This window comes from Arthrobacter sp. CAL618 (assembly GCF_000468215.1).
Lineage (GTDB): Bacteria > Actinomycetota > Actinomycetes > Actinomycetales > Micrococcaceae > Arthrobacter_D.
The window spans coordinates 1-11,230 of the sequence record NZ_ASZW01000016.1; the positions used below are offsets into that span (position 1 = coordinate 1).

An 11,230-nucleotide genomic window follows, 5' to 3' on the forward strand; every position below is an offset into this window, starting at 1 on the left:
CCGCCGCCGCTAGATGCTGGAGCGCCGCCGCCACCCCCACCTGCTGCTTTATTTGCGCCACTAGAGGCTGCTGCTGCCAGAGCTGGAGTGCCCCCGGCTGCGCTGCCGGCTTTACCGCCGCTGCTTCCGCCAGGAGTAGGCGCAGCTCCACCGGAACTGTTACCCGAGGTCGAGCTACCCGAGGGAGAGGATTTACTGCCACCGCCACCACTGCCAGGACCGCCGCCCGAGCTGCTGCTAGCTGGTGTGGGAGAAGCACCGCCGCTTCCACGTCCTGCGGCACCGAGTGATCTAGCGCCGGAAGGCATTGCGGCCATGGCCGCTGCACCAGCGCCCGCAGCCATACCGCCACCGCCGCCGCTAGCGACGGCTCCCACCAGCGGGGTTACGAACCGCAGCAAAGCTGGGAGAGCGAACAACGCGACCACCATCAGCGCCAGGCCCGTGATGGAGTTCAATGTCCCCGTAAAGCCGGACATTTCACCGCCCTCGATCAGCTGGAAAGCTACCGCGTAGACAATCGCCGCAGCAGGCTTGTAGAGGATGAAAGCAAGCGTCCAGCCAATGGTTTTCTGGAACCACTGCTTGCCCATTTCGATGTTGGTGAACGCTGCTGTAGTCGGAAGAATCCCGGCCAGCACCACAAGCATCCCGCTGCGGACGACCATTAAAACGATCTGGACAACAGATGTGAGGATGCCAATCAGACCCAGGACAATCACCATGAAGATAGCGGTGTCTCCCTGCCCTGTAATCAACATTGCTTGGAGGCCTGAGGCGAAGCCGTTACCGTCTGTCGCCCGGTCGATGATCCACGACGAGAACCCGTCCGAGGCGACGATGAGGAACGCAATCACAGCCAACCCCATCCCCGAAACAAGGGTCAGGGTCAGCAAGGAGCGGAGTAGTTCGCGGATATGTGAGCCACGCTGTTCCCACACCATCCGGGTACCGCCAATAATGACACCGAGAACGGCCAAAGCAGCGGTCCAGTACCAAAGACCGCTCAGCAAGAACGCAACCGTAGGGGAAGCTTCGCCGCCAACGGTAGTGAGGTTGCTAGTCGGCATATCTACCCAGAAGGTAGAGAGCGTTATGACCATCTCACTCAGTGCCTGAGAAATAGCTTGAGCTAGATCCTGGATTGCACCGCCGACGACTATAGCTGAACCTAACTCTCCCCAGCAGAAAGGATTCATCCCACAACCAGGCATGGGTTATGCGCCTGACCAAGAGATGAAGTCAGTTAGATCCGGGACTTCCCTGACGCCCGTATCACCAGTGGGAGGAACCACGAGTTTCCAATCTCCCTCGTGCCATTCAAGAGGTACGGGATAGTTGAGGTTCACACCGTTCGATCCACGGATTCCGAGTCGGACAACAGCCGATTCTTCCGTGTAGGAGTCAATCTGGAAGCCAGCGATCTGGACAGAAATACTATTGTTCGCTGGCGAAGTCGAAGCGTTTTCTAATGCCTGCTGTTGGGCTGGGCTTGGCACAGATAGTTCGCTATAGAGCTTTTCTTCTTCTCCTAGCCCAGCGAGAGCGGCAATGTTCACTGCCGCGTAGAGTGCTCCGGTCACGTCGTTTGAGAAGCAGGACCGGACCCCATCAGAGACAACACCAGGGCCGTGCTGTTCGGGCGAGGTCGGAGCAGCGATAGTCCCCACCAATTCCCAGTCGCTTTCGGGTGCTGTGCCCAACGCGGTTTCCCCTGAACTTGGAAGACCGCAGATGCTTTCTTCAACACCGTCCGCTGTTGCTGTGGGTGCTGAGGTTGTTTCGGTGGTTGTTGGTTCGGTTGATCCGGCGTCTGGTTCGTCCCCTCCGCGAGGGATGAAAGCGATAACGATCACAGCTGCCATCAGCGCGAGCACTAGCGCTGCGGAAATGATGAAGCCGGGCCGGGTGAAAGGGTTCCGGTGGTTCTCGTCGGGTGATACGTCACTCATGGGTGATCTCCTGACCAGGGGTTAGACGAACGCGGTAACGAGTCCAGAGGCCCCGGCGACCACGACACAGCCAGCGAGGGTCCAGCCGAGCTTGGAAAGTCCTTCGCCGCCTTCGCCGCGACGGACCTGAATCATCATCGTGATACCGGCGATGATGACGCCAAGAACGCCCAGAGCGAGGGCAATCCATGCGGCCCAACTGAGGATCGTGAGCAACCCTTCCGAGCCGGGAGGGGCCTCACCGCCGCCAGGGTTAGGGATCGTCGCTAGTACGTCTACAGCTTTGATTTGGAGGCTGAGAGCTGCTGAGTGAAGCATGGTGGACCTTTCAATTAGAGGCGACGCTGCTGCCCTGGTCTAGGGCAGGAGCGAATTGATTTCGGTAACGAATTTGCGGGTTTCGCGTGGCAGTTGTTCTGGTGCCACGTCGCCTGTTCGCCAGGCGTCTACCCATGGCAGATGCCATGAGCGTGGTGCTCCCCCGGCGACGATGGTTGCAAAGTCGCGGAGTTCTCTTGGGAGTCTCCCCGGAGCGTCAGCTAAGACGGCAAGCCCCAGTAGTTCCACTTCTGGAGCTTTCGGAGCTGCCCACTCGATGAGTGCTCGCTGCGCTGATTCCAGCCCGTTCATGTTGGATCGGCAGACCAGCAGAACACGGGGAGGCATCCCCGCATTCTCGAATGCTGGCCAGGTGTGCTGCGTAGAGCGGGACCCGTCGATCAAGCGCGTTACCGTGCTCTCTCCCGCTCCCCCGTGCACACCCACGACCCATAACGTGGCAGAACCGGACACGTACCGCCGAGGAAGCCGGTCAGTTGCGTCAGGTTCAGGGATCCCCTTCTGTGGTGTTGCAGCACCGGTCAGGGGTGGGACCATAGCTGCAGGGGTAGGTATGACGTCTGGTTTACTAGACGTCGGGTGTATCGAAGCGATCCAAGGATTACTCACGAACATCACATTATCAAGCTTTTGTGAACTAAGTGAGTACCTGAGGTGAGTTAGCTAATCGTTGCTACAAGAGTTGGACAGGATGGGATGGAGGATATGACCTCTCCCGAAACGACGTCACAACATCAGAGATTTCTTGACCGGCCGGCGCGGGTTATCAGTGAAATTTTCGCCCCAGCCGTTTTGGTGGCCACCCTGATTCTGGTGAGCAGTTTCATCCCTGATGGGTTCATGACCGGATTGCCTTTCGCCTTGGTGGCGGTTTTTTTTATTGCTGTGCTGCCGTTCGCGGTGGTCGTGGTTTTGACTCGGAAGGGCAGGCTCACGGACCACCACATCAGCCGGCGTACCCAGCGGGCACCCGTGCTGGGAGGAGCTATAGCTTCGGTGTTGGTCGGATTATGGGTTCTCTCCGCGATGGGCGCACCGGCTGGGTTGATGGCCATGATTGTCAGTGTTTTGCTGGGAATCATCGTGGTGTTAGTGGTCAACCTGGGCTGGAAACTCTCCGCACATACAGCGGTCGCCGTGTTCTTTGCCGCGGCCATGGTGTTTTACTTCGGCCCTTGGGCTCTGCTTGCAATGCTCGTACCTGGTTCAGTGGGATGGTCTCGAGTCCATCTAGGAGCACACACGATAGCCCAGGTGCTCGCAGGTGCAGCCGTGGGATTGCTGATCGGTTATGGTTTCGCTCAATTAGCCCCGTAATCAGGCTGCACTAGTCCGGCGGGTCTGACTGCTGCACTAGTGGGACGTGGTGATGAGGGCCTTTTCCTTTTTGGCGTAGTGGCGTTTTGATGCCCACGTAATGGTCGGTGCCAGGGCAACGAGCATCAGGGCCGTGTAGACGGTGGCATCGACGGCCACTTCAACATTGATCCAAATGTCCGTCAGGAGGAGGGCTGGAAGAACTGATACCAGTGCGAACCCAGTGGCGAATAATGTTGAAGCGACGCGCAAGACGGGAAGTGCTGAGCTATCCAGTGCTGCTTTGAAGGTCCACGGCACTAGAAGCATGGCGATGAAGGCCGGGTAGAGGCGACTGGCCAGCCGGTATAGCTCCACCCAGGATTGATCGGCATAGGAATTGAGTCCCATGGAGGACACGGGCACGTCGGCGACCCAGAACATGACAATCATGGCCAGGGAGGTCCCGAGGAAAACCCGACGCCCCCAAGCCCCGGTAATGACGTCGCGGACCGGCTTGCAAGCGAGGGCATCAGCGACGCGAAGCCCTACGAGGATAAAAGCCACGTTCAGGGTGAGCCGTGAAATGAGGTTGGCGGCGTTGACCCCACCAAGTGCTTCATCGACGGGAAGGTAAATCGCCGGGATGGCCAGAGCCAGGACGACGCTGATCAGCAGAAACGTCGCTAGGGTGGCTCGGTTCTTACCCTTCAAGGCCGCAGGGACACGAAGCGCAGCCAGAGTGAGGCACAGGGCAAGCAGGGCTATGGGGATTAGTTCAGTCATCCCAGGTTCTCCCAATACTCCTTCGCTTGGTTCCGGTCGTGGGTTTTACCCCAGTACTTTCTATTTTGTATGGCAAGTTTCTGGGTAGCAATGGAGAGAAGATCACTATCGCTCTGTGCTTGTAATGCGTTGAGGCGAGCCTCCGGCGGCCAGCCACCCTCCTGCTCAGTAAGTAGGCCAGTGACCACGAGCCCGCTAGCTAAGGACACTCCTGCGTACCGTGCGACGTCAATCGCAATGTCGGCGGGCAGGGTCCTTTTGAGCCTGGAGGAAAAGGTCGAGGTAGTGACACCAAGCCGAGTAGCCATGGCCGTGCGCAGATCCCCAGGGTCAATGGCGTCTATCCACGCCCGCGTCGAGTCCGTGTGCGGGAAGGCCCTGAGATCACCGGGCATGAACGGTAACAACTCATCGGCGCGGACCAGAATTTCTCGCAGGATATCCAGGTAGTGAACTTGGCTGATCAGTTCAGCGTTCGTTGGCGGCTTGGACCCTAGTGCAAGGTCGGTGTACTGCTCAAAGGAGGATAACTCCTCCAGCGCAGAGAATTCATAGGCGCGCGCTATTGCGACAACCGTTGCCTCAGATACTTTCCCTCGCACGATCTGCTGGTGCAGGGTGGTCCACTTGAGTCCTGTGGCCTGGGAGATCTCTCGCACGCTTCGCCCAGGAATCTTGGCATCAGACCACCGCTGAAACTCATGCGCGGTGATGGTCATGCCATGGGCCTTCCGGACGGGGATCTGACAGCTTCAGCCTACCCACCCACCATCTAGGCATTCACGAGATTCACGTTATGATGAAAACTGTAAACATGTGAGTGGTGGTTGGTGACGATAGGTATGTATGCAGTCTAAAGGTCTGTTCTACACGGCGGTGGTTTTAGTGCCGACGCTGTTTCTTGGGCTGATCCTGATGCTGGTGCTCCTCGGCGGTAGCGACCAGCCCGCGTCAGCGAGTGACTGCACTCCCGCTAGCGATTCAGAGATAGACCCTGAGGATCTGCCCACGGAGATGATTGCCGGGTATTCCGGGGATCAGTTGGTTAATGCCGCCCTGATTGTGAGCGCGGGCGAAGCACTGGATCTGAGTGTGACGGGTCAGACCATCGGCGTGATGACCGCTATGGGTGAGTCCAGTCTCCAGGTGCTCGACCGTGGCGACGGACCCGGCCCGGATAGTCGGGGTTTGTTCCAGCAGCGCGATAACGGCGCTTGGGGTTCTTACGAGGACCGGATGGACCCCACGATCAGCTCGACTAACTTTTTCAACGCACTCCAGGACGTTGACGGCTGGGAATCCCTCTCTCCCAGCGAGGCCGCTCACCGGGTGCAGCGCAATGCTGACCCGTTTCACTACGCCCAATACTGGACCGATGCTATCGACGTTGTTGAAGCCGTCGCTGACATTGAAGGACTCGAAACCTGCCTTACCGGTGGCCCGCAGCTCGGCGGTGAAGGCGATGATCTGCCGTGGCCCAATTCCCCGTTCTGCGCTATCGGAGGGACGTGCCCACCAGGGGCCGTGTCCCCGCTGGGCATGTACAACCGGGAGTGCACAGACTTCGCCCTATGGCGCCTTAACGCCATGGCCGGCGTCACCAGCGATCCATGGAAGTTCCACAACTCAGACCTCACTCTCGGAAACGCCGAACAATGGCTTAACGCATGGAACCGGCAGGGCTGGGACAGCGGACAGGAACCAGAAGTCGGAGCCGTCGCCTACTACGCGGCCAACGTCGGCGGAGCCGGATCAGTCGGTCACGTCGCTATCGTCGCCGGAATCAATGACGACGGCACGGTGGCGATCGAGGAATACAACGGCATGGCACCACCGGACGATCACCAATACAGCACCCGCAACATTCAGCCCGACGAAGTTAGCGCCTACCTCTACTTCCCCGGCGACGACTAAGGAGACCCCCTTATGACCACTCCAATCCCAAACACACGGAAACACAGAAAGATGTATTTCCGTGCAAGTAGTTTAGGTCTGACAGCTGCAGCGGTTCTGCTTTGTACAGCATGTTTCAGCGGCGACCAGGCTGGCGAACCAGCGCGCTACTCAGAACCGGAAACGACACCGACAAGCACCTACACACCTTCACAGAGCGTAGGAGACGGCCCGCAGGCACCCAACGCGGACGAGGTGCCCGAGAACCCCGAATGGACCCCCGAGGACGAGGACGCGGCCAAGCAGGTAGCTGAGGATGCGTTAGCCGACTTCGCCCGCCCCGACGTGGAGGAAACCCAGTGGGCCAACGACTTCGCCCGCTGGCTCACCCCCGAAGCAACCACTTCCTACTCAGCACTGGACCCGGCGAATGTCCCGGTCAGTGAAGTGACTGGCCCCGCGACCCTAGACATTGATGAAACCAACGGGTTCGGCGTCATTGCTACCGTGCCCACGGACATAGGCGACTACGGGGTTCAGCTCCTACGCCAGGGCCAGGATGAGCCGTGGAAAGTGAACCGGCTCTACCCGCCCGAAGGCACCAAATAACCACCTTAGTTTTGACTGCCCCACCTGCTTTATCGAACGAAACCAGCACTTACCGATCCGCCTCTGACGTAAGGAAACCAACACCATGACTACCAGCCAGGTCGAAGTACCGGCCTTCCCCAATGTGAAAGCTATTGTCCGTGCCAACGGCACCGGAGAAGTCGTCATTTCCGGGAACTCCCGGCCCATCGACGCACCCGACGAAACCACGCTGCGCCGCGAGGCCATGAACATCGTCATTGATCTAGCAGGCGTTCTTAACCGCCCGGTCCGCGTCTATACCGAAGGCCCCGAGGGAGACGGCGAACTCGTCGTGCACCCCGACGGGAACATTGAAGAAATCGCTGCTGAAACCAAGGGCCGTAGGCGACGGGCAGAAACCCCGGTCACGACCACGGCACCACCAGTGATTCATGTAGACGACACGGTGAGCGAGGACACCATCAAACGGCCGCTGCCTCCCATCGAGCCAGCTGCTACTCCCGCGCAGGAGGCCACCAGCGCCTCTGTACCGCCGATAAGCTCAGTGCCCCGCTCAACGCCCGCACCGATAGTGCAGGAGCCGCAGGCACCGCATGCAGTGTCCCCGGACACTGCGCCAACCTCTGCCGCCCCAAGCACACCGGCAGCAGCGCCAACCCCTGAACCGCCTACCCGGCGGAGCCTGAAAGACACGTCGTTCCTGGTCAGTGATCCCGTGGTGCAGCCAGCGACCCGCGGATTCCGTGGAGCCATGAGCCGGATGGGTCTGCGTATGAGCCCTTCCGAATCGGAAATGGCCGAACGCGCTGACATTCACGCTGTCTCCCAGCACTGGCCGGGACCGCGCACTATCGCCGTCGTGAACCGTAAAGGTGGCGCGAACAAGACCCCGACCGTTGCAGCCCTGGCGGCAGTGTTTGCCCGCTACGGCGGCGGGGGTGTCCTCGCGTGGGACAACAACGAGAACCAAGGCACTCTCGGCTGGCGCACCGAGCAAGGCCCCCACACGTCAAGCGTGCTGGATCTGCTGCGCGATAAAGAGCAGCTACTCTCCCCCACCGCACACAACGCCCTGCTGGCGCACTACGTGCACCACCAGACCGAGGACAAGTACGACGTGCTGCGCTCCGATGAGAACGACGAAGGAGATCACGAGATCTCCGCTGACGAAGTGGATGCCGTTCACACCGTAGCCGCCAAGTATTACCGCATGATTGTGATGGACAGCGGAAACACCGCAAGGGCCGCGAACTGGCGTGCCATGATCGGCCACACCAATCAACTAGTGATCCCCACAACGACCATGGAGGACCGTGCAGAGGCCGCGAAACTCACCCTGCAAACCCTGGCCGCCCGGGATGAGCACTCAGCCCAGCTGGCCGAAAACGCCGTCGTCATCATTTCCCAATGGAAAGCCGAGGACGGCGACGAAGCCCGCAGAATCGCTGACGGCTTCGCACCACTGGTCCGGCGCGTGGTCACCGTTCCTTATGACCAGGCCCTCAAAGCCGGACGCATCCGACACACCGCCCTGAAACCAGCCACGCAGCGCGCCTGGCTCGCAGCAGCAGCCGCAGTATCCGAAGGGCTGTAAGCGCGACATGGACTCCGACACGCCGAAGCATGTCCCACTTAACTCAATCAGATTCAGGTTGGATCAGGGGACAGCTTCAACCGGAAGAGGGACTATGGCACAGCGCAGCAAAGGCACACGCCACGTCATTACTGCACGCTTGCCGATTGACGACGCCGAAAAATTGGCAGCTGTCGTTGCGGCTACTGACGAAACCAGGAGCGACTTAGTCGCGCGACTAGTCCACAGCTACCTGAAAACCGTCGACCTCGACCAGATTAACGGACAGGAGGCCTTGCCTATCGCCAAGGCCAGNGCCCTCATATCAAGTTATTCAGCTCTCCACCCCAAAGCTTGCCGGCGACCGGGTGAAGGGCCTCTATAAACACACCCTCCAGATGGAGAGGCCTTTATGCTGCCCACTCTACACGCAATAGCTAATACTGAAACAGTTTCAGAAACGCCGCGCCGCAAGATCCGCGGCCGATTTCGAGCCAATGGCGCGGCCCTTACCGTCGTCCCCGACGGTCACAAACGCACAGAACAGCCCCTTGATGGTGGCATTCTCGGGCCGATCCCCCGCAGCCTGCACAGGCGGATTTCACGCGAGTTTGAAACAGCTCCTAGCGTCATCAACCGCGCTATCCCCGCCGGTAGTGCCCGCGCCGCACATGGCGACCAGGTGATGGCCCGGCTACGCCTCATCCTCTCCGAACTGGGGATGAGAGCCGACGGCCAACGCAACCACATCAACGCACTGACCGTTCTGATCGCGCACACCGACTACACCACCATGACCACCCGGCCAGGCTGGGAAGCCCTACAGAAAGGCACAGGCCGCGTAGAGCGCTCCGTCGCCCGCTACATCGACCATTTGATCAACTGGGGACTGCTAGGCCGCGTGGCCGGCGGCAGAAGCGCCGAGTTCAGCCCACCGGACGAGAATGGTGAACGTCACGGCGACGCGGCCGTATACGTGCTCTGCGTCCCCCACGACCTCGGCGTAGTCCCCGAGCCAGCAGTTGATCTTGTGGATATAAATGTCAGTCCTCCCGCCCTTGGGCGGTCCCACCTTCTTAAGAAAGAGTTAACTCCTACACGGGCGCGCGAAAAGGCACAAAAGGACGCGGCTGCGCCGCGACAGTCAGACATTGGCGCCGCAAGCGGCGCATCCGGCGAACTTACGCCGTATCGTCCGGAAATCCGATGGAACATTCACGCAACGACAAGCCGCCAAATACAGCGTCTGGCGGCGGCAACAGAGATTTGGCACCGCTCCCCTGTTTTCCGGCGAATGAGCCACAAAGACCTGGCATCGAGTCTGCGGGAAGCTTTTCTAGCTGGCTGGACCATTGCCGACATTGAGAATGCTTTCGATCACAAGCCTGACGGCACTCGCTGGCCCGACAGCGGGGCACCTGACGTGTCGCAGGAGTACACCCGTCAAGCATGCGCACGGTTGCGTGGATGGATCAGAAGCCGCCTGGACGGCTGGCGCACCGCTCAGGGAGAGCTACTGCGCTCCCCCGACCAGCGGAAGGCCGCAGAAGCCCGAGAAGCAGCAGCACGACAGGCTATCGCCCGTCGCCGGACGCTGGAGGAACAAGCCCAGCGAGCCGAGCTGGTTGGACGCCCGGACTCCCGCGCCAAGATTGTCGCTCTCGCGCAGATCAGGGCGCTCCGGACATGAGCACCACGTTGATCCGTGTTTCTGTTTTCCAGTATTTCCGTGTATACGCTTTTCTGCCTATACGTGTTTCTGTGTTTTAGTATAAAATTAAAACATGATACTTGCGCTGACAAACCTCAAAGGCGGAGTGGCGAAAACCACCAGCTCCCTCTACCTCGCAGCGGTCTACGCACAACAAGGAAAGACCGCCCTACTCGATGCCGACCCCCAAGGCTCAGCATCCGACTGGACAGCATCCATCGAGGACGACGGACTAGAGCTGCCCTTCGACGTCAAAGTGGTGAACCAGCGAACCATGGACCGTGCCGCCAACGGCTATGACTTCGTCATCATCGACACTCCCCCAGGCGATCCCCGGATCATCGACGCGGCCATGGCCGCAGCTGACCTTGTTCTGGTACCCACCGATGCCTCAGCAATCGACATTCAACGCGTCTGGCCTTCCATCGAAGCGGCCACCAAAGCAGGCAAACCCGTCGCGGTGCTGCTCGTGCGCACCAGATCCAACACCCGCAACCTCGCGGCTGCAATAGAAACCTTCGAACAAGCCGGCGTAGCCGTCCTTGACACCCATATCCCGCTGCGCGAGGAAATCAAAACCTCCTATGGCACCATCCCCACCACATTCCACGGCTACGAAACCGTAGCCGCCGACCTACTGGAGGTCCACAATGGCCGCTGAAAAACCGTCCCTTGCCGACAAAATGAAACCAAAGGTGACTCCCCCAGCGACCACCGGGAAAACCGCTGGCCGCACCGCCGGATCAGTGTCGAGCCACTTCAAGACACCAGGGGAGGAATACCCGAAACGCCTCACCTTGGACCTGACCGTGGCCCAGCACCGCAAGCTCAAACTCCGTGCCATGGATGAAGGATCAGCCATGAACCAGATCCTCCGCGATTTCATCGACACCCTGCCCGAATAAAACAGAAAAACAGATACACAGTTATCCGTTTTTCCGTGTTTCCGTGAATCTGTTCTTCTGTATATCGGTGAGGCTCCGGGCCACAACGGTTTGGAGCCTCACACGTTTCACCAGGTCAGCGAGGTCGACCTCTCTACGTTCGGACTGTAAAGACCTAAACAACCATCTTTTTGCTGCTGTCCTT

General features: G+C 59.5%; 13 protein-coding genes. 7 read left to right on the plus strand and 6 right to left on the minus strand.

What is annotated here, in order from left to right:
* The 4 genes from K728_RS22100 to K728_RS22435 all read right to left on the minus strand — a co-directional run.
* Positions 1 to 1,070, minus strand: a 1,070-nt coding sequence (locus tag K728_RS22100) for a hypothetical protein (RefSeq protein WP_051317569.1), incomplete at its 3' end; no start/stop codon positions are given.
* Between the two features lie 147 nt (positions 1,071 to 1,217).
* A complete protein-coding gene (locus K728_RS0100500) occupies positions 1,218 to 1,952 on the minus strand; it encodes a hypothetical protein (protein ID WP_024475495.1) in 735 nt (244 codons plus the stop codon).
* 21 nt (positions 1,953 to 1,973) lie between these two features.
* The gene (locus K728_RS0100505) at positions 1,974 to 2,270 is read right to left on the minus strand and encodes a hypothetical protein (RefSeq protein WP_051317570.1); all 297 of its coding nucleotides are present in this window, start codon (positions 2,268 to 2,270) and stop codon (positions 1,974 to 1,976) included.
* 39 nt (positions 2,271 to 2,309) lie between these two features.
* A complete protein-coding gene (locus K728_RS22435; RefSeq protein ID WP_084442773.1) occupies positions 2,310 to 2,906 on the minus strand; it encodes a DUF6668 family protein in 597 nt (198 codons plus the stop codon).
* A 180-nt stretch (positions 2,907 to 3,086) separates the two neighbouring features.
* Here K728_RS22435 and K728_RS0100510 point away from each other — a divergent pair, with 180 nt between their 5' ends.
* Positions 3,087 to 3,608: a phosphatase PAP2 family protein gene (locus K728_RS0100510; protein WP_193353905.1), complete on the plus strand. Its 522-nt coding sequence runs from the start codon at positions 3,087 to 3,089 to the stop codon at positions 3,606 to 3,608.
* A gap of 36 nt (positions 3,609 to 3,644) precedes the next feature.
* Here K728_RS0100510 and K728_RS0100515 read toward each other — a convergent pair whose 3' ends face one another.
* Both K728_RS0100515 and K728_RS0100520 read right to left on the minus strand, forming a co-directional pair.
* Entirely contained in the window at positions 3,645 to 4,373 is a 729-nt protein-coding gene (locus K728_RS0100515; protein WP_024475498.1) for a hypothetical protein, read from the minus strand.
* A complete protein-coding gene (locus K728_RS0100520) occupies positions 4,370 to 5,092 on the minus strand; it encodes a hypothetical protein (protein ID WP_024475499.1) in 723 nt (240 codons plus the stop codon). Before K728_RS0100520 ends, K728_RS0100515 begins: the two co-directional genes overlap by 4 nt.
* A gap of 127 nt (positions 5,093 to 5,219) precedes the next feature.
* Here K728_RS0100520 and K728_RS0100525 point away from each other — a divergent pair, with 127 nt between their 5' ends.
* The 6 genes from K728_RS0100525 (at position 5,220) to K728_RS0100560 (ending at position 11,046) form a co-directional block, all read left to right on the plus strand.
* Complete coding sequence (locus K728_RS0100525) at positions 5,220 to 6,287, plus strand: CHAP domain-containing protein (protein ID WP_024475500.1); 1,068 nt, start codon at positions 5,220 to 5,222, stop codon at positions 6,285 to 6,287.
* 234 nt (positions 6,288 to 6,521) lie between these two features.
* On the plus strand, positions 6,522 to 6,875 hold the full coding sequence (locus K728_RS18030; RefSeq protein ID WP_024475501.1) for a hypothetical protein: 354 nt from the start codon (positions 6,522 to 6,524) through the stop codon (positions 6,873 to 6,875).
* An 85-nt stretch (positions 6,876 to 6,960) separates the two neighbouring features.
* Positions 6,961 to 8,451, plus strand: coding sequence for a ParA family protein (locus K728_RS0100535; protein ID WP_024475502.1), 1,491 nt, complete (start codon positions 6,961 to 6,963; stop codon positions 8,449 to 8,451).
* Positions 8,452 to 8,842: 391 nt separating this feature from the next.
* On the plus strand, positions 8,843 to 10,120 hold the full coding sequence (locus tag K728_RS0100550) for a hypothetical protein (RefSeq protein ID WP_156911113.1): 1,278 nt from the start codon (positions 8,843 to 8,845) through the stop codon (positions 10,118 to 10,120).
* Between the two features lie 94 nt (positions 10,121 to 10,214).
* Positions 10,215 to 10,802 carry a ParA family protein gene (locus K728_RS0100555; RefSeq protein WP_024475505.1) on the plus strand — a complete coding sequence of 196 codons (588 nt, stop codon included), beginning with the start codon at positions 10,215 to 10,217 and terminating at the stop codon, positions 10,800 to 10,802.
* The gene (locus tag K728_RS0100560; RefSeq protein WP_024475506.1) at positions 10,792 to 11,046 is read left to right on the plus strand and encodes a hypothetical protein; all 255 of its coding nucleotides are present in this window, start codon (positions 10,792 to 10,794) and stop codon (positions 11,044 to 11,046) included. The genes K728_RS0100555 and K728_RS0100560 overlap by 11 nt, the downstream gene beginning before the upstream one ends.
* Positions 11,047 to 11,230: the final 184 nt, after the last annotated feature.

What these genes read in the sequence shown, in the direction of transcription:
- K728_RS0100500 (WP_024475495.1), bottom strand. Translation starts at nt 1,952, where the DNA reads ATGAGTGACGTATCACCCGACGAGAACCACCGGAACCCTTTCACCCGG.
- K728_RS0100505 (WP_051317570.1), bottom strand. Translation starts at nt 2,270, where the DNA reads ATGCTTCACTCAGCAGCTCTCAGCCTCCAAATCAAAGCTGTAGACGTA.
- K728_RS22435 (WP_084442773.1), bottom strand. Translation starts at nt 2,906, where the DNA reads ATGTTCGTGAGTAATCCTTGGATCGCTTCGATACACCCGACGTCTAGT.
- K728_RS0100515 (WP_024475498.1), bottom strand. Translation starts at nt 4,373, where the DNA reads ATGACTGAACTAATCCCCATAGCCCTGCTTGCCCTGTGCCTCACTCTG.
- K728_RS0100520 (WP_024475499.1), bottom strand. Translation starts at nt 5,092, where the DNA reads ATGACCATCACCGCGCATGAGTTTCAGCGGTGGTCTGATGCCAAGATT.
- K728_RS0100525 (WP_024475500.1), top strand. Translation starts at nt 5,220, where the DNA reads ATGCAGTCTAAAGGTCTGTTCTACACGGCGGTGGTTTTAGTGCCGACG.
- K728_RS0100535 (WP_024475502.1), top strand. Translation starts at nt 6,961, where the DNA reads ATGACTACCAGCCAGGTCGAAGTACCGGCCTTCCCCAATGTGAAAGCT.
- K728_RS0100550 (WP_156911113.1), top strand. Translation starts at nt 8,843, where the DNA reads ATGCTGCCCACTCTACACGCAATAGCTAATACTGAAACAGTTTCAGAA.
- K728_RS0100555 (WP_024475505.1), top strand. Translation starts at nt 10,215, where the DNA reads ATGATACTTGCGCTGACAAACCTCAAAGGCGGAGTGGCGAAAACCACC.
- K728_RS0100560 (WP_024475506.1), top strand. Translation starts at nt 10,792, where the DNA reads ATGGCCGCTGAAAAACCGTCCCTTGCCGACAAAATGAAACCAAAGGTG.